Source organism: Embleya australiensis (assembly GCF_051903075.1).
Classification (GTDB): domain Bacteria; phylum Actinomycetota; class Actinomycetes; order Streptomycetales; family Streptomycetaceae; genus Embleya.
This window is the reverse complement of the sequence record NZ_CP182423.1, coordinates 1,555,292-1,580,077: the sequence shown is the minus strand read 5'-3', so window position 1 is coordinate 1,580,077 and position 24,786 is coordinate 1,555,292. Positions and strand designations below refer to the sequence as shown.

20 protein-coding genes are annotated in these 24,786 nt (G+C 71.7%); 5 read left to right on the top strand and 15 right to left on the bottom strand.

Annotation, left to right across the window (positions count from 1 at the left end; all coding sequences use genetic code 11):
• Positions 1-17: 17 nt before the first annotated feature.
• The 12 genes from ACMXN5_RS37150 to ACMXN5_RS37095 form a co-directional block, all read right to left on the bottom strand.
• Positions 18-935: a 3-oxoacyl-ACP synthase gene (locus ACMXN5_RS37150; RefSeq protein WP_439679301.1), complete on the bottom strand. Its 918-nt coding sequence runs from the start codon at positions 933-935 to the stop codon at positions 18-20.
• The gene (locus ACMXN5_RS37145) at positions 932-1,795 is read right to left on the bottom strand and encodes an isocitrate lyase/PEP mutase family protein (protein ID WP_439679300.1); all 864 of its coding nucleotides are present in this window, start codon (positions 1,793-1,795) and stop codon (positions 932-934) included. The genes ACMXN5_RS37150 and ACMXN5_RS37145 overlap by 4 nt, the downstream gene beginning before the upstream one ends.
• A gap of 100 nt (positions 1,796-1,895) precedes the next feature.
• Positions 1,896-2,690 (bottom strand): thioesterase II family protein, encoded by a 795-nt coding sequence (locus ACMXN5_RS37140; RefSeq protein ID WP_439679299.1) that lies wholly within the window; start codon positions 2,688-2,690, stop codon positions 1,896-1,898.
• Entirely contained in the window at positions 2,687-3,784 is a 1,098-nt protein-coding gene (locus ACMXN5_RS37135; protein WP_439679298.1) for a C45 family autoproteolytic acyltransferase/hydolase, read from the bottom strand. The genes ACMXN5_RS37140 and ACMXN5_RS37135 overlap by 4 nt, the downstream gene beginning before the upstream one ends.
• Entirely contained in the window at positions 3,781-4,395 is a 615-nt protein-coding gene (locus ACMXN5_RS37130) for a GNAT family N-acetyltransferase (RefSeq protein WP_395797380.1), read from the bottom strand. Before ACMXN5_RS37130 ends, ACMXN5_RS37135 begins: the two co-directional genes overlap by 4 nt.
• Before the next feature lies 1 nt (position 4,396).
• Positions 4,397-4,660, bottom strand: a complete 264-nt coding sequence (locus ACMXN5_RS37125) for an acyl carrier protein (protein WP_380009729.1) — start codon at positions 4,658-4,660, stop codon at positions 4,397-4,399.
• A complete protein-coding gene (locus ACMXN5_RS37120; protein WP_439679297.1) occupies positions 4,644-6,194 on the bottom strand; it encodes an AMP-binding protein in 1,551 nt (516 codons plus the stop codon). Before ACMXN5_RS37120 ends, ACMXN5_RS37125 begins: the two co-directional genes overlap by 17 nt.
• On the bottom strand, positions 6,191-9,532 hold the full coding sequence (locus tag ACMXN5_RS37115) for an amino acid adenylation domain-containing protein (RefSeq protein ID WP_439679296.1): 3,342 nt from the start codon (positions 9,530-9,532) through the stop codon (positions 6,191-6,193). The genes ACMXN5_RS37120 and ACMXN5_RS37115 overlap by 4 nt, the downstream gene beginning before the upstream one ends.
• On the bottom strand, positions 9,529-11,832 hold the full coding sequence (locus ACMXN5_RS37110) for a class I tRNA ligase family protein (RefSeq protein WP_439679295.1): 2,304 nt from the start codon (positions 11,830-11,832) through the stop codon (positions 9,529-9,531). Before ACMXN5_RS37110 ends, ACMXN5_RS37115 begins: the two co-directional genes overlap by 4 nt.
• A gap of 19 nt (positions 11,833-11,851) precedes the next feature.
• The gene (locus tag ACMXN5_RS37105; RefSeq protein ID WP_439679294.1) at positions 11,852-12,946 is read right to left on the bottom strand and encodes an NAD(P)/FAD-dependent oxidoreductase; all 1,095 of its coding nucleotides are present in this window, start codon (positions 12,944-12,946) and stop codon (positions 11,852-11,854) included.
• Complete coding sequence (locus tag ACMXN5_RS37100) at positions 12,943-14,295, bottom strand: lysine N(6)-hydroxylase/L-ornithine N(5)-oxygenase family protein (RefSeq protein ID WP_439679293.1); 1,353 nt, start codon at positions 14,293-14,295, stop codon at positions 12,943-12,945. Before ACMXN5_RS37100 ends, ACMXN5_RS37105 begins: the two co-directional genes overlap by 4 nt.
• An 856-nt stretch (positions 14,296-15,151) precedes the next feature.
• Positions 15,152-15,313: a hypothetical protein gene (locus ACMXN5_RS37095; RefSeq protein WP_439679292.1), complete on the bottom strand. Its 162-nt coding sequence runs from the start codon at positions 15,311-15,313 to the stop codon at positions 15,152-15,154.
• Positions 15,314-15,647: 334 nt separating this feature from the next.
• Here ACMXN5_RS37095 and ACMXN5_RS37090 point away from each other — a divergent pair, with 334 nt between their 5' ends.
• Both ACMXN5_RS37090 and ACMXN5_RS37085 read left to right on the top strand, forming a co-directional pair.
• Positions 15,648-15,800: a hypothetical protein gene (locus tag ACMXN5_RS37090; protein ID WP_395797367.1), complete on the top strand. Its 153-nt coding sequence runs from the start codon at positions 15,648-15,650 to the stop codon at positions 15,798-15,800.
• Positions 15,801-15,968: 168 nt separating this feature from the next.
• The gene (locus ACMXN5_RS37085) at positions 15,969-17,918 is read left to right on the top strand and encodes a hypothetical protein (RefSeq protein ID WP_439679291.1); all 1,950 of its coding nucleotides are present in this window, start codon (positions 15,969-15,971) and stop codon (positions 17,916-17,918) included.
• Positions 17,919-17,920: 2 nt separating this feature from the next.
• On the opposite strand, the gene ACMXN5_RS37080 is transcribed toward ACMXN5_RS37085, so the two are convergent.
• Positions 17,921-19,117 (bottom strand): IS110 family transposase, encoded by a 1,197-nt coding sequence (locus tag ACMXN5_RS37080; RefSeq protein ID WP_439679290.1) that lies wholly within the window; start codon positions 19,115-19,117, stop codon positions 17,921-17,923.
• Between the two features lie 230 nt (positions 19,118-19,347).
• Between ACMXN5_RS37080 and ACMXN5_RS37075 the strand changes: the two genes are divergently transcribed.
• A complete protein-coding gene (locus ACMXN5_RS37075) occupies positions 19,348-20,637 on the top strand; it encodes a hypothetical protein (protein WP_439679289.1) in 1,290 nt (429 codons plus the stop codon).
• On the top strand, positions 20,634-21,938 hold the full coding sequence (locus ACMXN5_RS37070; protein WP_439679288.1) for a JmjC domain-containing protein: 1,305 nt from the start codon (positions 20,634-20,636) through the stop codon (positions 21,936-21,938). The genes ACMXN5_RS37075 and ACMXN5_RS37070 overlap by 4 nt, the downstream gene beginning before the upstream one ends.
• Here ACMXN5_RS37070 and ACMXN5_RS37065 read toward each other — a convergent pair.
• Positions 21,925-23,385 carry a sensor histidine kinase gene (locus tag ACMXN5_RS37065; RefSeq protein ID WP_439679287.1) on the bottom strand — a complete coding sequence of 487 codons (1,461 nt, stop codon included), beginning with the start codon at positions 23,383-23,385 and terminating at the stop codon, positions 21,925-21,927. The two genes, ACMXN5_RS37070 and ACMXN5_RS37065, sit on opposite strands and share 14 nt — an antisense overlap.
• Entirely contained in the window at positions 23,379-24,113 is a 735-nt protein-coding gene (locus tag ACMXN5_RS37060) for a response regulator transcription factor (protein WP_439679286.1), read from the bottom strand. The genes ACMXN5_RS37065 and ACMXN5_RS37060 overlap by 7 nt, the downstream gene beginning before the upstream one ends.
• Positions 24,114-24,381: 268 nt before the next feature.
• On the opposite strand from ACMXN5_RS37060, the gene ACMXN5_RS37055 reads away from it, so the two are divergent.
• On the top strand, positions 24,382-24,777 hold the full coding sequence (locus tag ACMXN5_RS37055; protein ID WP_439679285.1) for an MMPL family transporter: 396 nt from the start codon (positions 24,382-24,384) through the stop codon (positions 24,775-24,777).
• Positions 24,778-24,786 lie beyond the last annotated feature (9 nt).

The following is a 24,786-nucleotide window of genomic DNA, read 5'->3' as shown; positions in this document are numbered from 1 at the left end:
GGTGGTGTCGTCCACGCTCATGCGCCGGCCCGGCGCAACAGCACTCCGATCCGTTGCCCGGGGACGCCGGCGGCCAACAGGTAGTGCCGTCCCGGTTGTACGTGTCCCGCCTCGGCCCGGTCGACCAGGTTGATCAGCGGATCGGCGGCGAAGCAGTGGCCCACCCGGGGGATGTTGTCCAGATGGAGCTGGGCCGGGGTGAAGCCGGCCTGCCGTTCCTTCATCACGATCACGGGTTTGAAAATGTTCGCGTGCATCAGGCCCGCGATGTCGCCCGGCTTCATGCCCAAGGGGGTGAGCAGGCGCTCGTTCACGGTGCGGGCCAGGTCCGCGCTGATCTCGTTGGAGTGCGCCAGTCCGCCCCGGTCCTGCGCGCTCGCGCAGGCGAGGATCTCGTAGCCGCCCGCGATTTCGCCGGCGGCCGTCACCAGGCAGCTCGCCGCGCCGTCGCTGAACAGCGCGTAGCTCGCCATCCGGTCGTCCTCGTGCGCGGCACTGTCCGTGGTGACCACCAGTACCCGACGGTGGCGGCCGGCGCGGACGAACGCGGTCGCGGTGTCGATCGCCGCCAGCAGGTTGACGCAGCGGTTCATGTTCTGCCCGTAGAAGGGCACGTCGCCCAGGCCCGCCTCGGCCAGGAACGTCTCCATGAACGCGCCGTGCCCCTCCGAGGGTCCGGGCACACGGGTGGAGCACAACACGACGGCGTCGGCGTCGCTCGCGCCGGCACGCAGCGTGGCCGCGGCGCTCTCCGCGGCCAGCTCGGCCAGGCCCCGCTCGGTCCGGCGCACGCTGCCCCAGCCCCACAGGTCGGGCGTCGGCGCCATCCTGAACTCCGCGGCGCGCGCGGCCAGATTGGCGATGCTCGTGTGCGCGACCTCGAACTCGCCCAGAACGTAACGTGGTTGGTGCAGATGGGCGGTCACTTCGCTCACGCGTCCTCCTCCGCCGCGCCGGCCGGCGCGGACATCAGCGTGTTCGCCTCGGCGTAGGGCACGGCCTCGCCGACGAAGGTGAACGTCCCGTGTTCGCGCACTTCGCGCGCGGCGCGCAGGAAACCGCCCAGCGCGGCGCGGGCGAACGCCGAGCCCAGGCTGATCCGCCGGGCGCCCAGCTTCTCCAACTCCGGCACGGACAAAGCCGGTCCGACTCCCGCGAGCACGTTGACGGGCCGGTCGAGCACCGAGCACACGGTACGGATCGCCTCGACGTCGGGCAGGCACGGCGCGTACAACACGTCGGCGCCCGCCGCCTCGTACGCCCGGAGCCGGGCGAGGGTGTCCGCGAAGTCGCGGCGGCCGTGCAGGAAGTTCTCGGCCCGTGCGGTCAGCGTGAACGGGAACGGCAGCGCCCGGGCCGCCGCCACGGCGGCCGTCACCCGCTCCACGGCCACTTCGATCGGCAGGATCGGGTCCTCCGGGTCGCCGGTGGCGTCCTCGATGGAGGCGCCCACCAGGCCCGCCTCGGCGGCCAGGCGGATCGTCTCGGCGATCTCCTCGCCCGAGGCGCCGTAGCAGCTCTCCAGGTCGGCGCTGACCGGATGCGGCGTCGCGGCCACGATCGCGCGCGCGTTGTCCAGCGCCTGGCCACGATCCAGCAGGTTCACGCCGTCGGAGAGGCCCAGCGCGAAGGCCAGTCCCGCACTCGTGGTCGCCAGCGCGGTGAAGCCGAGCCCCGTCAGCAGGCGGGCGCTGCCCGCGTCCCACGCGTTCGCCACCACGAACGCGCCCTCGCTCTCGTGCGCCTCCTTGAAGGCGAGGCCCCTGCGGTACTGGTCAGCCGGGTCGAGCAGCATTGCCGTTCCTTCCGATGTGTCGACGCGCCGGTGTGTCGACGCGCTCATGTGGTCACGCGCTGAGGGAGGGTCGGATCACTGGGGGTCGGATCACTGGGGGTCAGATCACTTCGACGTGCTGGTCGGCCCGAACGGCGCTCAGCAGCAGGTCGATCACCGCCGAGGGGCCCTTGTCGCGGAAGTGGAAGTGGCCGCCGTCGACCCAGTGGCACTCGGGCGGGCGCACACATTCCCCCTCCCACAACGCGACCTTGTCGGCGGACAGATAGGGGTCGTCGCGCCCGGCGATCACCGTGACGCCCACCGCCAGCGGCGCGGCGGCGGTGTACTCGTAGCCGGCGGCCATCCGGAAGTCGGCGATCACGCCGGGCAACAGCAGGTCCAGGACCTCGTCCTGGGCCAGCACCTCCGGGGGCAGCCCCTCGAAGAACTCCAGCGCCTCGGCGAACGCGCGCCCCTCCAGGGCGGCGAGCCGGCACACCCGCTCCGAGGGCGCGAGCGAGGGGGCCGAGACACCGGAGACGAACAACCGGCGCAGCGTGGGCACATCGCGCAACCGCCGCGCGGTCTCGAACGCGACGAGGCTGCCCAGGCTGTGCCCGAACAGGTACACCGGTCGCGTGGTGTCGGCGCCCGGCGTGCCGACCCGGGCCCGGATCGCCGAGGCCGCGCCGTCCGCGAACTCCGCCAGCGTCGGTCGGGCCTCGCGAGCCCGGTGCGCGCGGCCGGGCGGGCACACCGCGACCAGCTCGGCCTCGTCGCCCAACTCGCCCTGCCAGGCCAGGAACGATCGCGAGTCACCGCCGGCGTGCGCGAAGCAGTACACGAGCGGGGTGTGCGCGGCGGCGTCGTCGCGCGAGACGAACCAGCCGTCGCCGGTCACGGACACACTCACGAGATCACCTCCGCCGGCGCGGACCCGCCGAGCGTCGCGGGCGCGCGCAGTGAGAACGAGTGGGTGCGGTTCAGCGCCGGATCGCCCGGCCGTACATGCAGTTCGCCCAGATCCGGCCGCAACACCACGGCAGCCACCGTGCGTTCCCGGCGGATGTCGCCGTTGCCCTCGACCCGGATCGGCGCCTTCGACAGCAGCGCGAAGTGTGCCTCGACGCCGGCGTCGGGCGGCAACTCGCCCACCCGGGCCCGGCAGGCGTCCAGCCGCTGACGGGAGAAGTTGCGGGCGAAGACGTTGAGTTCGTCGTGGGCGAGGAAGTCCGGGTGCAGGAAGTGGTTGGTGTGCATGCTCGTCGAGGACACGCTCACCCGCTGCTCGTCGTCCAGGATCTCCACCCACGCCGTCTTGCGGGCGTCGCACAACACCAGGTTGCGCGAACTCGCGAGCTTGAGGGTGCGCAGGATCCGCACCGCCTCGTCCACGTCGGCGGCGCTGTCCAACAGGTGACGGATGGCCAGGTAGGGCGGCAGGCCCGGCCGCCATCGGCCGCCCAGCACCAGGTTGAGCCCGACGGCCAGGCCGTCGCTGTTGATCCCGAGATAGCCCAGGAGCCCACCGAAGGCGAGCACCAGGACCCGGCGGGGCGAGCCGGTCCGCGCGATGTCCAGGACACAGATCTGGTCGTCGAGGTCGCCGTTGAGATCGACCGTCTGCGCCAGCACCGGACCGGCCGCGCCGGCGACGGCGTACGTCGTACAGTCGCCCATGGTCGGGATGCGCTGGTATCCCATCACCTCGCGCCGGATCTGCAACAGCAGCGCCTCGTCGGCGTCGAGCCCCGCGCCCTCGGCCAGCCCGCGCAACTCCTCGGCCAGCAGCGGCGTCCGGCCCTCGATCTCGACCCGGAAGGCGTCCAGCACGGGCCGCAGCGCCGCCCACGACACCGGGGTCGTCCCGACCCGGTTCAACCGGGCCAGCCCGTCGTCGAGGAAGGCCCGCAGGCTCTCGGCGCGTTCGATGCCGTGCCGCCGCCCGCACGCGAAGGCGTCGCCCCGGGCCCGCACGACCGGCACCGCGAGGGTGTCGGTGGTCATGCCTGCCCCGTCGGCCGGGTCACCTTGGGTCCGGCGAGCAACTGCTCGCGCACCGAGGGCCATTCGCCGCGCAGCACGCTGTAGTAGATCGCGTCGCGGCGCCGCCCGCCCGGCATCGGGTTGAAGCTGCGCAGCACGCCTTCCTCGGTGGCGCCGATGTTGCGCAGACCCGCGCGCGCCTGGAGGTTGAGCACGTCGGTCTTGAACTCCACCCGCTCGGCGCCCAGTTGTTCGAACGCGTGCTCCAGCATGAGGAACTTCGCCCAGCGGTTGACGCCCCTGCCCCGGAACTCGGCGCCCAGCCAGGACCAGCCGATCTCCAGCCGCCCGTCGGGCTCGGCGATGCTGCAAAAGCTCATGCTGCCCGCCGTGCGGTCCACCGACTTGTCGATCACGTTGTAGACGACCCGGCGACCGGCGGCCTGATCGGCCAGCGCCGCGTCGAAGAACGCGTCGAACTCGGCGTCGGTGGCGATCACCAGCACGAAGTAGCGCCAGATCTCGGGGTCCATCGCCTGTTTGCGGATCGCCTCGCGGTCCTGGGGCACGATCGGGCGCAGCAGGACGTGCTCGTTCTCCAGTGTCGTCGAAGCGGTCCGCACCCAGCTCATCTCAAGCCGCCTTTCCGGCGTGGCGCGACAGCGCCTCGGTCACATCGCGCAGCGTGCTCATGGCCGCGACGTCGGGTTCGGTGAAACAGGCCAGGTCCACCCCGGCATCGTCGCAGGCGGCCATCAGGAACAAGACCTTGTTCAGTGAAGTCAATCCGTACGTGCCGACCATGTCCTGGTCCGGGTCGAGGTCCTGGGGGGCGACGTCGGACTCCAACACCCGGGCCAGGTTCGTCCTGGCCACGGTCTCAATCTCGGACTGCATGGATGCCTCCCTCGGTGTCGTGGATCCGGGAACGGTAGGCGTCGAGAATGCGCCCGCGCCTGGGCTTGAGCTGCGAGGTGAGCAGTCCGTTTCCGACACTGAACCGGGGACTGGCCACCACCACCGCGCGGATCTGCTCGTCGGGCCCGAACGCGGCGTTGGTACGGGCCAGTTGCGCGGCGACGGCGCGCTCCAGGTCGGGTCCGCCCATACCCGCCGCCGGGGAGACCACGGCGACCAGCCGGGTCTGCGTCGGGCAGAAGACCACACACTCCTCGATCGCGGGACTGGCCTTCATCCGCTCCTCCAGCGGCCGTACGACGATCTTGCGGCCGTTGTCGAGCACGATCACGTCGTCGGCGCGGCCGTGCACGTACAGGAATCCGTCCTCGTCGAGTCGGCCGATGTCGTTGGTCCGCACCGTGCCGTCGGGGGCGAACACCCGCTCGGACACCCCGGGCGGCGCCTGCTCGTAGCCCGCGCACACGGGGTGGTCGGCGTGTACGTGGATCACCCCTTCGGCGTCCAGGATCACCCGTTTGCCCGGCAGGACGCGCCCGACGCTGCCCCGCCGATGCGCGCCGGGATGGTTCTTGGTGACGATGCACGTCTCGTTGAGCCCGTAGCCCTCGAAGATCGGCAGTCCCGCGTCCTCGAAGAAGGCCAGCGTGCCGGTCGAGGCCGGCGCCGAACCGGTCCACAGGTAGCGGATGCGGTCGCCGAACAACCGCCGCGCGCCGTCGCGCCGCGCGGTGGCCTCGTCGGTGTCGGTGCGCGCGCCGCGCATCCGCGCCTCGATGTGCTTCCTGGCCGTCTCGAAGAACCCCGGCACGCCCATCACCACCGTCGGCCGGATCGCGCGCAGCGCCGGGAACGCGGCCTCGTAGGTGCAGATCGTGACGTCGTGGCCCCAACGCAGCGCGGAATACGTCCAGTAGCGCTGCTGGAGCACCGACAGCGGCAGGAACACGAGCAGGTTGTCGTCGTCGCCGTGCGCGAACATCTCCTGGACCGCGCGCAGATCGTCGTCGATGCTGCCGACCGACGCGGTGAGCGTCTTGGGCTCGCCCGTGCTGCCCGAGGTGAGCTTCAGCGACAACACGCCGTCGGGCGCGTAGACGATCGGTTCCAGGACCCGACCGTCGTCCGGCAGGGCCGACGCGATCTCGATCTCGGCGAGCGCCCTGCTGCCGGGGGCCTGCGGTTGCCCGTCGGTGAACAGCACGGCCAGTCGGTAGCGTTCGCGCAGTCCGGTGTCGCTGTCGAACTTGGCCGGGTCGAAGCCCACCGTCACCGCGCCCAGGCGGATCGCCGCGAGATCGAGCAGCACCCATCCGAGGCCGTTCGCGGCCAGGATGCCGATCCGGTCGCCCCGCTCGATGCCCAGGTCGCGCAACCACAGCGCGAGGCGCCCGGCACGCGTGTGCAGTTCGGTCAGCTCCATCGTCCGGGTCCCGCCGAGCCGGAAGAAGGAGATGCGCCCGCCGGGGGAGGGGGCCCGGGAGACGATGTGGTTGATCACCGAATCGCTCACGGCGTGCTCGCCCCTGCCCCGGCGCGCTCGGCCAGGCCGCGTTCGACGTGCGCGGCCATCGTGCGGATCGTGTCCACCTCCGGCAGGCGGTCCAGCGTGATGGTCAGACCGAACCGTTTGCGCACGCCGGCCAGGATGCGTGCGGCCACCAGCGAGTCGCCGCCCAGGTCGTACAGCGGGCGCGTGACGTCCAGGTCGACGTCCGCGACGCGCAGCGGCTTGGCCCACAACCCGGCGACCACCAGCTCCAGTTCCGAATCGGCGGCGGTGGGCGCGGCCGACGCCGGTGCGACCGCCTCGGCGGCTGTCGCGAGCCGGGCCCGGTCGACCTTGCCGTTGCGGGTCAACGGCAGCGCGGTGTGCCAGTACACGGCGGCCGGGATCATGTACTGCGGCAGATGCTCGCGCAGCGCGGCGCGTACCGCCTCCACGTCCGGGCGTTCGTCGCCGGCCGGGACCAGATGGGCGACCAGCCGATCGCCCCGCGCGCCGGACTGCCGGGAGACCACCGCGCGTTCCACGGCGGGCAACGCGACCAGCCGGGTCTCCACCTCGCCGGCCTCGATGCGATAGCCGTTCACCTTGATCTGGAAGTCGCCCCGGCCGAGGATGTCGATCTCGCCGTCCGGCAGATAGCGGCCCAAATCCCCGGTCCGGTACAGGCGTTCCCCGCGCTCCGGGTCGAGCACGAAGCGCTCGGCGGTCAACTCCGGGTCGTCCCAGTAGCCCCGCGCCAGACCCACCCCGGCCGCCCAGATCTCGCCCGTGACCCCGTCGGGCACGTCGCATCCGAACTCGTCGAGTACGTACGCCCGGTTGTTCGCGTTGGGCCGGCCGTAGGGGATGCTGCGCGAGCCGTCCTCGTCCGGGCCGATCGGGTGCGACACGTTCCAGATCGTGGTCTCCGTCGGCCCGCCCAGCGAGACGATCCGCGCGTCCGGCACGAGTTTGCGCAACTCCTGCGGCAACGTCGGCGGAATACGGTCGCCGCTCATCATCACCAGGCGCAGCGCGTCCAGTGCGTCCGTGCCCTCCGCCGCCTGGTCGCGCAGCAGCGACACGATCGCCGGCACCGAGTTCCACACGCTCACCCGCGCCCGGCCGCACAACGACAACCAGTGCGCGGGATCGGCCGCGCGGTCCGCGTCCGGCAACACCACGGCCGCCCCGGAGCACAGGGCGCCGAAGACGTCGTAGACGGACAGGTCGAAGTTGAAGGCGCTGATCCCGAAGAAGCGGTCCGCCGGCCCGATGCCGAAGCGCGCGTTGCAGTCGGCGACCACGTTGGCCACACTCCCGCGCTCGACCATGACCCCCTTGGGCTCGCCGGTGGTCCCCGACGTGTACAGCACATACGCCAGATGGTCGTCGTTCGCCGCGCCGGGCACCGGACGCGGATCGGGCACCGGTCCCCGCGGCAGCGGCCGGCCGGCGTCGAGCACCAACACCTCGCGTCCCGCGTCGGCGCCCGCCTCCCCGTCGTTGGTCAACACCACCCGCGTCCGGCCGTTGTCCAGCATGTACGCGCGCCGCGCCGGCGGAAGCGCGGCATCGACCGGCAGGTACGCGGCCCCGGCGAGCAGCGTCGCGACAATGCCGACGACCTGCTCGGGCCCACGATGCATCACCAGCCCCACCAACTCGTCCGGGCCCACGTCGCGGGCGCGCAACCAGGCGGCGGCATGCGCCGCGTGCCCGTACACCTGCGCGTAGCTCAGCGACGCGTTCGCGGTCAGTACCGCCGGCGCGTCCGGCGCGCGCTCCACGTGCGCCAGGAACGCGTCGATCAACATGCCCGGCGCGGGCGGCGGCGTCGCCGTCGCGTTGGCGGCCCGGCGGCGCTCGCGCTGCGCCTCGGGCAGCAGGTCGAACGTCCGCGCCGACCACGACTCCTCGGCGAGCAGCGCCTCCAGGAGGTGCTGGTAGCCCGATACCAGGTCCGGCACCAGGCCGTCCGGGAACAGCCCGTCGACGCTGTCGAACTGCACGACCACGCCGCCGTGTTGCTCGAACGTGGAGACGTCGAGCCACACCTGCGGGGTCTGACTGGAGGTGTACACCTCCGGTCCGAACAGTTCCAGGGCCGAGCCGTCGACGTCGGCGTGCGCGTAGCCGAGCGCGCTGTTGAACGTGTACGGCATCGGCCCGCGTGCCGCGCCGTCGCCGCGCCGGGCGGCCTCGCGCAACACCTCGATACCGGTGAAGTGCCGGTTGTCCAACCCTCGGCGCAGCCCGGCCTGCAACGCGCGGGCCCGCTCGACGAAGGGAACGCGCCGGTCCACCTCGATCTCGACGAGCATCGTCTCGCAGAAGTTGCCGACGGCCTCGAAGATGCGCGGGTGGATCGGCGGACGGTTCGCCACCGTGGTGTTGATCGTGAACCGCGAACCGGCGCCCCAGGCCGCGAGGGTGTCCGCGTAGACCGCGAACAGCACTGCGGAGGGGGTGAGTCCGGCCGCCGCCGCCCGGGCCTTGAGCGCGGTCCACCGCGGCTCGGTCAGCCGGGCGAAGCGCGCCGTGAAGCGTGGGGCCACGATCGAGGAGGGGCTGGTACGCAGGGGCAGGTCCGGGGCCGGCGCGAGGTCGTCGAGGCGGTCCATCCAGTAGGCGCGGGCCCGCTTCGCCGGTGCCCGGGTGCGCGCGGCCTCCACGGCGGCCACATACGCCTCGAAGGACGCCTCCTCCGCCGGGGCCTCGGCCGTACCCTCGGTCGCGTCGTACGCCCGGCGCCAGTCGCGGAAGAACAGGAACATGCCGATCGCGTCCATGACCAGGCCGTCGTGGTCGACGTGCAGCACCATCCGGTCGTCCGCAAGCACGGTGACGTCGACCGCCACGAGCGGCGCGCGGTCGGCGGGCAGGATGCGGTGCGAGCGCGACGCGCGTTCGGCGCGCAGGTGTTCGTGCCGCGTCGCCTCGGTCGCGCCGCGCAGGTCCATGCGCCCGACGCGCACCTCGACCTCGGCCTCCCGCACCTGGCGGCCGTCGGGGGTGAAGCGGGTGCGCAGCGCGTCGTGGCGCGCCACCACCGCGCGCAGCGCGGCCTCCAGGCGGTCGAGATCCCAGGCGCCCTCGATCTCGTGGTAGACGTGACTGGCCACGTTGCCCATCTCGACGTGCTCGCCCCGCCCGACCAGGTAGCTGCGTTGCAGGTCGGTCGGCGCGAAGCCGTCCGGCGGGTCCAGATGGGCGACCAGGGCCGCCTTGTGCTCCTTGATCAGGTGCAGCAGTTCGGGATCCATACGTTCCCGGGGACCCTGCAGGCGCAGATCGGCTCCGGCGGCCGAGATGGTCAGCCCCCTGGCCTCGATCTCGCGGAGAACGCCGAGGTGGTTCACGCCGGCACCCCCGTGCGGGCGGCGACGTCGTCCGGGTCCAGGCCCTGGGCGATCAGCGCGCTGAGTTCGGCGACGGTGCGGGCGCCGAGCAGTTCCTCGATCGGGACGTCGGCGTCGACCTGCTCGGTGAGCTGATACTGCAGGGCGATCGCCTGTAGCGATGCCATGCCCAGCTGGATCAGCGAGCGGTCGTGCACGGGCTCGTCGGCGGGCAGCCGCAGGAGATCGCGCACCAGCGCGCTGAACCACGGGAGCAGCGGCGGGGCCGTTTGGTCGGCGGCGGCCGAGGAGGGTTGCGCGTCGGTCGTCCCGGGGACGGCGAAGAACTCCCGGCCGGCCAGGTCGACGACGGTCCCGGCCGGTACCAGGTCGACCCGGGCGGGCCAGCGGGTGGGTGCGGGGATGCCGAGCGCGGTCGACAGGCGCTCCGCGAACCGGGGCATCACCGGGGCGCCGCACGTGGCGAGCAGTCGGGCGGCGGCCAGTTCGAGGGCGATCCCCGTACGCGCTTCGTCCTTGAAGTCCGCCACGTCGGCGGCGGGGGCCTGGAGGCGGACGAAGGCGGTGACATCGGTGACGATGCCGTCCAGCAGTTCGGCCGCGCGGTTGAGCGAGAAGCCGTCCTGCCCCAGGGCCCCGGTCAGCCCCGACCGGCGCGCCTCCAACCGGGCCAGGAAGGCGGCGTGTTCGGGCCGCCAGACGCCGGCGTCGGGCGCCACGCCGGCGTACCGCTCGGCGACGCGCTCGCCCAGGTCGTCGAGCCACGTCTGCCAGGTGCCGACCAGGGTGTCCCGGACGAAGGTCTCGTACGCGTCGGGGGAGAAGCTGGTGCGCCGGCCCTCGGGGCGGGTCAGCGCGAGGTAGAAGCGGATCGCGTCGACCGTGCGGGGGTTCAGCACGTCCTTGCCCCAGATCGCGTGGCCGCGGCTGGTGGAGAACTTGCTGTCCTCCAGGAGGTAGAACTCGTTGATGTTGTAGTCGATGTCCGGCTGCCAGCGCGGATGCGCGACCCGGTACAGCGCCGGGATGAACATGGGGTGGAAGAAGCTGCCGTCCGACCCCAGGAAGTGCACGATCTTCCAGTCGGGCGAAGGGGCGTTCGCGTCCCAGTCGCGGCCCAGGTCGCGGCCGAGTTCGCCGATGCCGTACAGGATGCTGAAGGCGTAGTCCAGCCAGGACCAGATCACCTGGCCCGGCACATCGGTCTCGGTGGGGGCGATGCCCCACTCGGCCACGTGCGTGACCGGGATGTGCAACTGCTCGCGGCGGCCCAGGCGTTGGGCCAGCTCCTTGACCGCCGCCGGCACCCGGCCGAGCCGGTGGTGGTCGGTGATCACCTTCCCGAACTCGTGCAGCGGGAAGGTGTAGCGCACCAGCTCCCGCTCGTGCGGCGGCGCGTCGCACGCCGCCGAGCGCGGCTCGATCAGGTCGGTGCACACGTTGGGTTCCAGGCACGTCTCGCAGATGTTGCCGCCGCTGTCGCCGTCGCACGTGGGGCAGCGGCCGGACACCCCCGACTCGTACAGGTATTCGCCGGTGTCGGCGGCGAACAGCGCGGCGCCCTCGCGCGGCGCCACGGTTCCCGACGCGGTCAGTCGGGAGAAGAACGTCCGCAGCGCGGTCGGATAGGCGTCGTCGCGGCTGGTCGCGGTGTACTGGTGGACGTCGATGTCTATCAGCTTCAGCGTGGCCAGGATCTCGGCGCTGTAGTGCGCGGCGGTCTGCGCCGGCGTGCGGCCCTCCCGACGGGCGGCGGCGACCACGTAGTTCTGGTAGTCGTCGCTGCCGGTGATGTGCCACGCGTCGGCGCCGAGCATGCGCTGGTGGCGGACGAATACGTCGGCGCCGAAGAACGGCCCCGACAGGTGCCCCAGATGCAGGTCGCCGTTGGGCGTGGGCGCGGAGGAGAAGACGAACACGGGGCGGGTGCCGAACCCGCGGTGCCCGGTGTCGTGGGCGGCGTTCGTCGCCCGTTCGCCGTCGCGCCAGTACAGGCTGACGAACAGCAGGTCGGTGTCTCCCGTGTTCTCCACGGAGTGGGTCTCGAAGGGTTCGAACTGGACCACGGTGGAGGCGGACACCGGATGGCGCTCGGCGTCCACGGTCAACTCCCCGGTGCCGGAGACGAACACCCATGTCTCCGTCTCGTCGTGCTGGTGCGCCTCCGAGCGCGCGCCGGGGGCGACGCCGACCCAGGTCGCGCCGACACCCAGCCGCGTCGCGGAGCCCGCCTCCACGGCGGCCACGGCGACGCCGTCGGCGGCGTGCGGGGCGTCGGGGCGGTAGGTGCTGATCTTCACGACGGCTCCTTCACTTCGATCACGCGTGCGCAGGAATCGAGGACAGGTCCAGCAGATCCGCGGCCTCCGCCGCGATCGCCGGGGCGAGCCGATATCCGGACCCGTTGGCGGCGCCGGCGAAGACGACACGTCCGCCGCCCAGCGCCCGCACCTGCGGTTCGCCGGTGGAGCTGTACGCGTCGCAGAACACCCGCCCCGAGACGCGGTGTTCGGCCAGCGCGGGGGCGTGGCGGCGCAGGCTCGCGCGCGCCTGGTCGACGTCGTCGGCGGACAGGCCGCCGGCCAGGTCGTCGGGATCGACGTCCCAGGTCGTACAGGTGTAGCTGAACAGCCAGTGCCCCGAGGCGTGCAGCGGCAGCAGGAAGGCGTCCTCGTCGTGGAAGACGACGGCCCGGTCGGTGCGGGTCGGGACCCGTTCGACGTGCAGGGCGACGATCTTCTTGACCCGGGCGCCCAGCGGGGCCAGCAACTCGCGCCAGGCGGGTTCGGCGAGCCAGGGTCCCGGGGCCAACACGACCCGATCCGCGGTCACCGTCTCGCCGGTGCCGAGGGCGAGTTCGATGCGCTCCGCGCCCCGGTTCGCGTGGCCGACGGCGCGCAGCGTGTCCACGTGCACACCCTCGCGCAGGGTCACCCTTGCCCGCAGTTCCCGGGTGAGGTCGTGGACCAGCGCGTAAACGTCGGCGTACTGCGCGCCCCGACAGTCCCAGACCCGCGCATGCTCGGGAAGTCGCAGATCGGGCGGGCCGGTTCGGTCCCCGGGAGGGTCGACGGGGGTCAACTCGGCGCTGTCGAGGTAGATCTCGCGCACCCGTGCGGCGTTCGCGGGGGAGGCGACCACCGACATCGGCACCGCGTGAATCGGCAACGCGGGTGCGGCGTGCTTGAGGTCGGCGTAGTACCGCTGGCTGTACGCCGTCATGCGCCGCACCCGCTCCGTCGCGCCGCGCGGACAGTGCAGCCCGGCGGACCGCCGGCTCGCGCCGGTACCGACGGTGTCCCGGTCCAGGAGCAGGACGGACGCCTCCGGCGCGCGGGCGACGATCTCCCGGGCGACCAGGCAGCCGACGATTCCGGCGCCGACGACCGCCACATCGGTGTGTTCCCGGCTCACAGCGCGTCCAGGTCGTCGACGGGCGGTTTGGCGGACCACTCCACGAACGACGGCAATTGTTCGTCGGAGCCCACCCCCAGAAGCCGGTCGAGGATGCGCCGGCTGCGCCAGGCGGTCAGGCTCAGATTGGGATCCGCGAGGCCGCGCTGACCGCGGGCCGCGTTCTGCATGAAGATGAGGCGATCGCGGGGGCCGTCCCACTGCACGGCGAAATCCCGGTCGATGCGATACTCGTCGCCCTCACGTTCCAGGCGGCTTTCGATCGGCGCGAGGAATTCGGTCGACGCCGGACGGAATCCGGTGGCCCACACGATGGTGTCCACATCCACGTACTCGACCGCACCCGGGCGGTCGTTGTGGCCCATCTCGATGGTCCACCCGCCGGACTCGTTCCCGCTCACGCCGGTGACCCCACGATTGGGCAGCAGCGCCAGCAGATCCTGCGTGCCCTCGATGAAGCGGTGCTCGTAGCAGCGCTGGTAGATCTCCCGCAACGTCGACTCGGAGATGCCGTCGCTGCTCAGCACATGACGACTGTTGAGCGACTCGCGGACCGCCCGGTCCACGCCGGCGAAATACTCCGAATAGCTCGGCGTGTAGTACTCGTTCGTGAACGGCGAGTCATCGATGGGAAAGTAGTTCCCGCGCCGCGAGATCCAGGTCACGCGCCGGGGTAATTCCTGCGGCGCGCGGGATATCAGATCCAGGAACGCCTCGGCCCCGGACTGGCCGCCACCGACCACGGCGATCCGCTTTCCGGCGAGTCCGGGACGTTTTCCGTCGATGAAGTCGCTGACGTGGAACTGGGTGTCACCGAGCTTGTCCCGGGCATGCTCGGGAACCCACGACGTGGTACCGACACCGACGCAGATGTTCTCCGCCGTCACGGTGCGCCGGCCGGTGTGCACGACGAACGTGTCACGTGCGTCGTCGAACTCCACGGCGACCACTTTTTCGCCGAAGACGATGTTCTCGTTGCGTCGGCTCGCCCACTCCAGATAGTTCCGGAATTCCCGGCGGGGAACCGCGTCGTATTGGGCGTTGATGAAGTGGTAGATCTTGCCCTGCTCGTGCAGATACGAGAGGAAGGAGAACCCGTTGGTCGGGTCGGAGAGGATGACGAGATCCTTGAGCAGCGACACCTGTAACGACGCGCCGGGGATCTGCTGATTGTCGTGCCAACCGAACCGCTCCTTCTGGTCGAGAAAGAGGTTCGGTGTCTCCGCACGCCCGTGCAGCAGTGACGCCAGGCTCAGGTTGGCGGGACCGACTCCGATGCCGACACAGCGGTACTGCGCCGACTGGGGCTCGATGTTTCCCGAAACGCGGTTTTCGACTGGTTTCCCCACGGCTCGACGACACTCCCAGCACTCGCGCAGGACTGGTCACCCGGCGAAATCCCCGTTGGACGCGCGTAACACGCGGGACGACCGGGGGACAGCCCCGGGCGTCGGGAACGGCACGCACGGAGCTTCACGACGGATGCTTCTCGGAGGGGTGGCCGCCGGGCGCCGCGGTGGTCGAGCGGTGGTCCGCGGCGCGCGTCGGGCGGTGACAAGTGGTCGGATGGTGCGCGCACGAGATTCCCTGGCCGGCCTGTTCTCGAATTTCGAGAATCGGCGGTCGGGACGCGGAGGCCGGGCCCGGCTCGTCCGGTCGAGTCGATGCCGATGTCGACCGGGGGAGAGGGCGTCGGCTTCGCGGGGAAGCTTCGGAATGGCTAGGGTTCAGCTATTCATTTCGATTTAACCAAAGGTTCGGGTCATCAAATTATCCCGTGCGACTTCGCGCGGACTGATGACCGGGATTGACTGTATAGCAGGCCGGTCGGCTTGGCTAGTGTGTCGCGGCGAATCCGGCGGAAGATCGATTACCTGTCGATCGAGGGAAAACGCGAAGATCGTATTCCGTTTCCCCAATCTGTGACAACTGCCGAGATGGCATTGATCGGGTCGTCTGCCTTGGATATCGGCGAGTGTATGCGCAGGTCGGGCCATGGGTGGGTGAATTGGATCATCGCCGGCCGACGGGATCGATGAAGATCGATGCGCACATTTTTGGCGACGGCATATCGTCGCGGTTCCCGAGGAAGGAGAGCCCTCGACTTCGGGATCGTCCGGGTGCCGGCTCGGCCGGACGGACGCAAAGAAGTGTGGTCCGGGCGCTCGTCGAGCCGGCGATGCCGCCGTGCTCGGTGCGCGTGGATCAGGTGCGTACGGCCGTCGTCGTCGTGGCGGTCTGTCGCGCGGCGTGCTCCGGGCGGGGCCGGCTCATCACGCGGGCGAGGTACCGGCCCAGGGACAACAGCGCCCAGAGCGGTACCCCGAGGAGGGTGAGGGCGAGGAACAGGCCGCCGATGAGGAACATGAATCGGAAGTATGCCGGACGAGATGGGGCACGTCACCCTCTTCGGGTCGATCGACTCGGCTCCGCCCCGGGACCGGCGCCGTCCCCGACCCCGACGGATCGTCCGGAGGAGCGATTTCCGGCCGGCCGGCAGGCCCCGCCCACCGGCCGCCGGGCCCGCCGGCGCCGACCGGGAAACGTGTCCGGGTGCGGTCGGACAAGTGTCCGGAATTCGGCTGCCGTCCCCAGGAATTCCCGCCAATGATGAGACCTGTCGGCGGGTATGTGGGCCTCCCCGCCCGTGATCGATTCGCCGACGCACCCCTCACCGAAAGCACACGGAAGGGAGATCGCGATGGAATTGCACGGCGGTACGGAACTCCACATCGAATCGGCCGACGAGGACGAATCGTTCGACATTCTCGTGGGTGACCTGGAGTTCGAACTCGTGGACGACCGGCTCCGTCCTCCGACGAGCTGTACCCACTACGGGTACTGCCCGGCCTGAGGCTGAGCCCGCACGTCGGATGCCGTGCCCGAGGGTGCGGCATCCGGCGTGTTCCGGCGCATCCGACGCCCGGATTCGCACATCCCGAGCCCGGCCGGAGTCCCGGCCGAGGCCGGCCCGAGTCGCGCCCGAGTTCCGCCCCGCCCCCTCACGGAAGGACGATTCGTCTTGGCCACCACGCTGCCGGTTCCCGTGCTCGACCGGCTGATCCGGCATGTACGGGAGGGCGGCGCCCAGGAGGTGTTCCCACCCGTCGTCACCGACGGACCTGCCGAAACCCTGGCGCCCGACGGCGCGTTGGGCGGTGTGCGGGACGCCGAACAGGTGGCCTCGCTGCTCGCCGCGAACCGGTTCGCCCCCTTCCGGCGCGCGATGGAGCGACTCGACGCCTGGAGCGTCCGCGCCGCCGCCGGCATCGACGCCGACCTCTTGGCGCCCGGCGTACTCGACCCGGTCGACTCCGCGCTGTTCGGCCCCACACTGAGCGCGATCTTTACCGCGTGCCACCACTCCCCGGCGGAGGTGGCCGAACGCCTGGCGGATCTGCGCGTCACCCAACTCCAGTCCGCCCTCGACCTGTTCCTTGTCCGCCTGGGCACGGACCTGGGCACGGACCCGGGCGCACCGAACCGGCCCCGGGACCCGCGCCTGGCCGGTCCTGTCGTCGAACTGCGCGCGCACGGCGCGGAAACCCACAACGGCGGACTGCGGGTGCTACGACTGGCGTTCGCGGGCGGCGGCGCGCTCGCGTACAAACCGCGACCGGCGAACGGGGAAGCCCTGTTCCTGGCCGACGGCCCGATCGGGGACGACCGGCAACCCGTCGAACCGGGCGGCCTGTTCGCGCGGATCAACGCACTGCCGGAGGCCGCCGGACCGGTGCGACTGCCGACACTCGCCACCTGGACCGGCAGCGGTCCCGGCGCGCGCGGCTACAGCTGGCACGAGTGGATCGCACCACCGGCCGAGCAGGGTCCCGTCCGCGTCGACGGCTCGACCACGATGACCGGCACGGTCCTCACCCCCGAACAGGCGCGCCGCTTCTGGCATCGGGCCGGCAACCTCGCCGCGACCTGTATCGCCTTCGGTATCTCCGACCTGATCGGCGGCAACGTCCTGGCCGGAGCGCGCCCGCACCGGGAGCACGACGAACCCATGCTGTACCCGGTGGACCTGGAGTGCTACTTCACCGGATCGAGCGGACTGCGCGCCACCGGCCTCCTGGGCCCGGCCCCGTCGCCCGCCGAGGCCGCCGCCGCCGACGACTTCGAATACCCGCCCGGCCTGGAGGACACCGCCGACTGGCGGGCCCTCGAGGGCGGCGCGCTGGTCTGGCGACGCTCGGCCGACGGGACGCTGCGCCTGCTGCCCATGGACCGCCCGCCGACCCGCACGGTGGTCCCCTCCGCCGTCGCGGACACCGAGGGCGGGTTCGGCCGCGCACCCCACCTCCTGTCCATGCTGCGCGGCATGTTCGACGCCTGGACGCTGCTGTGCCGGCACCGCGAGGCGGTGCGGCGCGAACTGGAACCCCGGGCGCGCCGGGCGTACATCCGCATCGTGCCGCGCCCGACCGCCGACTACGCCCGGGCCATCGACGCCCGCCTGCGCGGCACCACCGCGGAACGCTACCCGGACGGCGAACCCTTCAGCGTCGACGAGAAGGTGCAACTGAGCCGCTGGGACGTGCCCTACTACTTCTGTGCGGCGGCCCCGGCCGACGGCGACCCGGCCGGCCCCGGCGCACCGCTGCTCACCATGGCCCCCGCGCCGGAACCCTTCCTGGCCACGCCCGTTCCGCTCCGGCGGAGCCCCGAGGCGGAGGTCCCCGATTTCCCCACGGCCGGACTGCACCGCTACGCCGACCCCACCCTGGCCGCGCTCGGTCCGGCCCTGCGCGACGCGGTGGTCGGTGTGATCGAGCAACTCCCGGACACCCGAACCCTGGTGGACCCCGCACTGGGGGTGACGCTGCGCTGGTCCGAGGGCGGCGCCGACGGCCGGGTCGACTTCGACTGGCCGAGGGCGGGCCGGCGGATCGGCTACGAGTGGGCCGACGGCACACTGCGCATCCACCTCGCCAAGCTCGACACCCCCACGGAGGCTTCCCAATGCTGAAGTCAAGCTGCCGTGGTAACGGGTGGTGTGACTTGATAGCACCGTCGGTCACGAATGAGAGCCCACAGGACGTTGACGCGTCGGCGGGCGAGAGCCAGCACGGCCTGGGTATGGCGTTTACCCTCCGCGCGTTTGCGGTCGTAGAACTTTCGCGAATTGGGGTCGCACTGGATGCTGACCAGCGCGGAGGTGTAGAAGACCCTCTGAAGACGTCGGTGGTAGCGCTGGGGCCGGTGCAGGTTCCCGCGGACCTTCCCGGAGTCACGTGGTGCGGGAGTCACACCGGCGAAGGCCGCGAGGCGATCGGGTGTTGGGAACGCTTCCAGGCTGCCGCCGATGCCGACGAGGAACTCGGCACCCAGGACGGGGCCGATGCCGGGCATCGACTGGATCACCTCGGCGAGTTCGTGCTCGCGAAACCGGCCCTCGATGAGCTTGTCCGTGTCGCGGATCTTCTCGTTGAGGGTCGTCACCTCCTTCGCCAGCGTCAGCACCATCCGCGCGATGGCTGCCTCGCCCGCGACGGCGGTGTGCTGTCGCTCGGCGGCCTCGACCGCTTTGGTGGCCAGGGCCTCGGCGCCTCGGACCTTTCGGTTGGTCAGCCAGGTGGTCAGTCGACGCAGGCCGGTGCGGCGGATCGCCGTCGGGGTCCGGTAGCCCGCCAGGAGCGTCAGCGCTCCGGTGGTGCCTATGTCCAGTGCTCGTTCCAATGCCGGGAACATGCTGGTCAGCAGTGCCTTGAGCCGGTTGGTGGTGCGGGTTCGCTCGGAGACGAGGTCGACGCGGCGTTCGGTCAGCAGTCGCAGTTCGACGGTCGCATCGTCGTCGGGGCGGATCGGTCGCAGGTCACGTCGCATGCGTGCCTGGTCGGCAATCACGTGAGCGTCCCGGGCGTCGGTCTTCCCCTGGCCGCGGTAGCTGTCGGATGCGCGGTTGACAGCGACGCCGGGGATGTAGACGAGCTCTTGACCGTGGTTGACGAGCGTGGCGATCAGCAGTGCGGGCTCGCCGCCGGTCATGTCCAGTGCCCAGGTGATGCTCCTGCCGTCGGCGATCTCCAGGACGTCTCCGAGCAGTTCCAGCAGCTCGGGCTCATCGTTGGCCACCCTCCGCGACAGCAGAGTGTTGCCCTCGCCGTCCAGGACCAGACAGTGGTGATGGGTCTTGCCGCAGTCGGTCCCGGCCCATATCCGGCTCATCGTGCTCCAACTCGTCGTGCGTGCAGTGCGTACCACAGACGACCTCGCCGGCATTGCTCTACTCAGCGACTTGTTCGCAGTTCCCAATCGGCGGCCGAGTCGTCGTGGGGAGCCGGGCGGCCAAGCCTCCGAGGCCATGGTCGGCAGCGTCGTGAAAGCCACACCCGACCCCCCTGGGTTCCCCAACCCTACGAATGGCTGGAGCGGACCCAGCAGGAAGGTAGAGCGTCGTGAGCGGCACGGCGACCGGAAAGGCCGGAACGACCGGGCCGGCGGCTCCGACCAGCGGGTCGACCGAGAAGCGGAGCGGAGCCGACTGGCGCGACGTGTGCGCCCGCGCCTGGGATCGCGAACCGGCCCGCGTATCGCATGTCGTGCCCCCGATCGACGCGGTCACGGCGTTCCGTACCGCGACCGCGATGAGCGGCCCGTTCCGCGCCGGAGCGCGCCCCCGATCGGTGTCGGCCGTGCGCTTCTTCAGCGTCGACGGCCGACTGGCCGCCCCCGGCGCCCTGTTGCCCACCGAGGACGACTACGACCTCGATCGTTACGCGGACCGGCTCGACGACGAACTCGGCGGCAAGGGCTGGCTCCTGACCATCCGACACCCCTTCGTCCTGGATTTCCCCCGCTGGGCGCGGGCCCGGGACGCGCTGGCCGGACTGTGGTCCGGGATCGGATGGCCGGCGCTGCCGCTCACCTCGGAACTCTGCTTCGGCCACGGCTTCCGCACCCCACCACCCGCGCCCGGGACGGACGTGCTGACCTGGGTACTCGCCGGCACCCATCGGCGCGACGCCGGCGCGGGCGACGTGCTGTACGACCCGGCGGCGGCCGTGGAGCCGGACGAGGGGGAGGAGTTCACCGATCGGGCCGCCGTGTTGCGGATCACCGTGCCCACCGATCCGACCACCGCGCTCCCGGCCGTACGCGGCGTGCTCCAGGACCTGGTCCGCCGTGATCCGGTGGCCGCCCGACCGATGCCGTACCTGCCCTATCCGCCGCCGGAGAACGCGGACGGCTCGACGCCGCCGATCGCCGAGTTCGCCGAGGTCGCGCAGGTGCTCGGCCGGGTGGCGGGCGACCCGGACGGGGAGTTGACCCGCACGGTGCGCCGCCGCTGGGCCGCCCGACGCACGGCGGCCGGCCTCGAACCGGTACCCGAACCCCGCTCCGCCACCGCGCCCGGCCCCGGCACCGAACCGGCCATCGACGCCCGCTCCCGATTCCGGCTCGCCGCCGAGGTCCTGCGGGTGCCCGAGGGCCCCTCGGCCGAAGTATGGGCGGTCAACGGCCTGTTGCTCCCGGTTCGCGGCGCACTGGCCCCGCGTGTTCTGGCCGCCCTGGACCGGCGGCGCACGAGCGACCTCGCCGAGGTGTGCGCCGACGTGGGCGTGACCGGCCACACCACCCGCGAGGAGGGCGTCCTGACCCTGCTGCGCGTGCTGTACCGGGTGCGCGCCATCGAATCGGCGGCCGAGACGGACACGACGGAAACGACGGCGGGGGAACGGACATGACCGACCGCACCGGTGGCGTCGACGTCGTCGACGGCCTCGACTGGGACCTGATCGCCGACCGCTACTGGGACCGCCGTCCGGTCCTGATCCGCCTCCCGGGCGGCCCGTCGGCTCACCCCTTCCGCCCGGACGACGTGTTCGGCTCCGCCGTGGCCGCCACCGTCGCCAACGCCGCCGGGGAGATCCCCAAACACGTGCGCTTCGCCGTCGACCGCGACCTCAAGTCCCGCCCCGACGGCTGGCTGCCGCTCGCCGAGGACGACTCGCTCGACGGCTACGCCGCGCGCCTCGCCGAACGCCTCGACGGCCGCCGGTACTCGCTGACCGTGCAGGCGTTCCACGCCTTCCACCACCCGCTGTGGCGCCGCGAACGGGCCTTCTACGACGGCGCCTTCCGCCGCTTCGGACTGCCGCTGAGCAGCGCCATCACCACCATGTTCCACGGCAACTACGAGCACACCCAGATCGGCGCGCACAAGGACCGGTTCGCGTCGTTCATGTTCGCCCTCCAGGGCCGCAAGGTGATGCGCTTCTGGCCGGAGCGGCCGTGGACGGAGGCGGTCACCTCGGTGCTGGACTACGAGCGTCACCTGCCGGGTTCGTTCGCGGTCGAGGTGCACGCGGGCGAGATGCTCTACTGGCCGTCGAGCCACTATCACGTCGGGGAAAGCGCGCTCGACGACACCCCAGCGACCAGTGTGAATGTCGGCCTGCCCCGCGAGTTCACCCGCGCCGCCTTCGAGGTGGCGGAGTATCTGACCGATCCCACCCCCGAGTCCATGCTCAGCGAGGAGATGGAGACCGTCGGGCTGCCACCGCTTGCGGGTCCGTCCTGGGCGCCGCCCGACAGGGTCGAAGGGCCGCTGTCGGCGGGCGTGTTGCCCGCCGCACTCGACCAGGCGGTGGACTTCTTCCGCTCCGGCGCGAACGAGGAGGCGGCCCGCGAGTGGGTGGCGACGTTGTCGCTGCGCCGCTGGACGGCCGGCGGCTTCTTCCCCGCGCCGCCGCCCGCGCCACACAGGCCGTTGACGGACGGAGTCGCCGTCGGGCTGCCCGCCGACGAGCCGGTACGTTGGCAGGACATCGGCGCGGTACGGATCGTCGCCGCCTGCGGGCACACCACGCGCACGATCCTGTCCGCCGAGGACCTGACCCGTCTGCTCGCCGCACTGCGCCCGCCCGCACGGTCCCCACGGGTCGGCTCGATGCTCGACGAACTGCCCCCACCCGTACGGGAGGACGGCCGGCGCCTCCTGGAGGACCTGATCCGCTTCCACGCCCTCACCGTCACGGAGGATTGAGCCTGCGGATCGGCCCGCCCGCCCCACCGACCGGGCCGGCCTTTGCCAAAGCGGGCAACCGCACCTCGACCACCGTCCCCCCGCCGGGCTCCGGGCCGATCGTGACCGTGCCGTGGTGCATCTCCACGATCGCCGCGACGATGGACAATCCCAGACCGCTGCCGCCCTGGGTGCGACTGCGGCTCTTGTCGGCCCGATGGAACCGGTCGAAGACATGCGGCAGATCGGCGGCCGGGATACCCGGGCCGCGGTCGCGGACGGTCAGCACCGCCTCGCCGCCGGCGGCGCGGAGTTCGACCTCGGCCGGGGTATGCACGGGCGTATGCATCCGGACGTTGCCGAGCAGGTTGGCCACCAACTGCCGCAGCCGATCCTCGTCGCCGAGCACGCTCACCCGATCCTCGGCCGGCAGGCCCGCACAGGCCAGCGGTCGGTCGGGCTCGACCGCGGCGGCGTCGCGGCAGGAGTCGGCGACCACCCGGGTCAGGTCGACCGGTTCCAAATCGGTGTCCTGTTCCTCGTCCAGGCGCGCGAGCAACAGCAGCGCCTCGACCAGCCCGTTCATCCGGCGTATCTCGGCGCGCATCCGGTTCACCGCGTCGTCCACCGCGGCCCGGTCGGGCAGCGCGCCGCGCTGGTACAACTCGGCGTATCCGCCGATGGATTGCAGCGGATTGCGCAGTTCGTGCGAGGCGTCGGCGACGAATCGGCGCAACCGTTCCCGGGAGGCGTCCCGGGCGGCCAGCGCGGCCTGGACCCCGTCGAGCATCCGGTCGAGCGCGATGGCCAGTCGGCCGACCTCGGTGCGCGGGCCGATCAGCGGATCGTGCACGCGCTGTGCGTAGTCGCCGGCGGCGATCATGTCGGCGACCCGGGCGGCGCGCTCCAGCGGCCGCAACTCCCGCCGCACGAACAGCGCGGCGAGCAGGGCCAGGGTCGGCAGCGCGATGCCGACGGTGGCCAGCACGACGTACAGCGCGTGGTCGGCCGCCGCCTCGGTCTCGCGCACGCTCAGCGCGATCAGGGCGGTGCGCCCGTCGGTCAACTCCTGTACCCGCACCCGGAAGCTCTCCCGCGAACCCGGTTGCGCCGAGCCGGTGGTGAACGTGGCGCCGGTCGCGGGCAGCGGACCGGTCAACCTCGGCCCCGGGCCCTGGGGTTGCCGGTGTACGACGGCGAGCGCGACGTACAGGCCGCCCGGGTACTCCAGCCACACGCCCGGGTCCAGGCTCATCGGCGCGTTGCTGCGCTCGCGGGTGTCCAGCGCGCGCAACGCGGCGGCGGTGGTGTCCAGTTGCTCGTCCAGGCGGTCGAACAGCGATTCCCGGAGCACCCCCACGGTCACCGCGGCGCAGGTGTTCAGCACGACCGTGCACACCACGATGATGACCACCACCAGGCGGCGGTGCAGCGGTTGGGTGCGGACCCTGGCGCGCAGCCTCAGCACGGCGGGGTGCGCAAGCAGTAGCCGACGCCGCGCCGGGTGTGGATCAGCGGCGGACTCTGGCCGTCGTCGATCTTGCGGCGCAGGTAGCTGATGTAGGTGGCCACCACGGTGTCGTCGCCGTTGAAGTCGTAGGACCAGACGTGTTCCAGGAGCCGGGCCCGGGTCAACACCCGATCCGGGTGCAGCATCAGGTAGCGCAGCAGGCGGAACTCGGTGGGGGACAGGTCGATGTGCCGGCCCGCACGGCGCACCTGGTGGGCGGAGGAGTCGAGTTCGAGGTCGGCCACGCGCAGCACGTCGCCGCCGGGGTCGGCGCGGCGGGTGCGGCGCAGGACCGCCTCGATGCGCGCGGTGACCTCGTCCAGTCCGAAGGGTTTGGTGATGTAGTCGTCGCCGCCGGCGGTCAGCCCGCGCACCACGTCCTTGCGGGTGTCGCGTGCGGTGAGGAAGACCACGGCGACGGGCAGGCCGTCGGCCCGCAGTCGGCGCAGCACCTCGAAGCCGTCGCCGTCGGGCAGCATGATGTCGAGCAGGACCAGTTCCGGCAGGAAGTCCCGGGCCACGGTGAGCGCTTGGCGTCCGGTGCCGGCGGTGCGCACGTCGTAGCCGACGAAGCGCAGGAACCGGGTGACGGTGTCCACGATCGCGGGTTCGTCGTCGACGACCAGGAGGCGACCGCGCTCGGTCGGCGGCGCGGACGAACCGGCCGATGGCTCCGCAGTGTTCATCTGGTTCCTTCTCGATGCGCGCTTCGCCGGACGGGCGGGCCCCGGCGCGGTACCAGCGTGGCCCACGAACCGGCGTGCATTCCATGGGAGTCGTGTGTGAAATGGGCCTTTCACGGCCCGGTTCGCGGGGGTCGGGAGATTGAAGACACGCCCTGGCATGGCCGGGGCCGATCGACGCGGGACCGGCCCGCGCCGCGGTCCTGGCAGCCACCGAACAGGCCGCGGCCGTCCGCGGGGCGCGGGGCCGTGTGATCAGGTCCGGGCCGGGATGGAGCCGGCGGAGTCGGTGGGGCGCGCGGTGGGTACGGCCGGGACGGCGGTGGTCTTCGCCGGCGCCACCGTGGTGATCGCGCCGGCCGCGCTCGCCGTGGTGCGCATCCCGCCCCTGACCACGATGGGGGCGGCGGCCGCGGTCACCGTCGTGGTGTCGGTACTGGTGGCGCCGACCCTGCTGCCGGCGCTGCTCGGGGTGCCGGGTGCGCGGGTGGCGTCCAGTGCGATCCCGGCGCTGCGGCGGGCGGCGCCGGGCGCGCGGTGGGTGGGCGTGGTGACCCGCTCCCGGTGGGTGGTGCTGCGCATGTCGTGGACCGTGACCGCGCGAGCGGAATCGAGCGCCGGATCGGACGTGGTGGACGTGCTGCGGGTCCGCTACGGGGGCGCCTGAGGCGGGTGG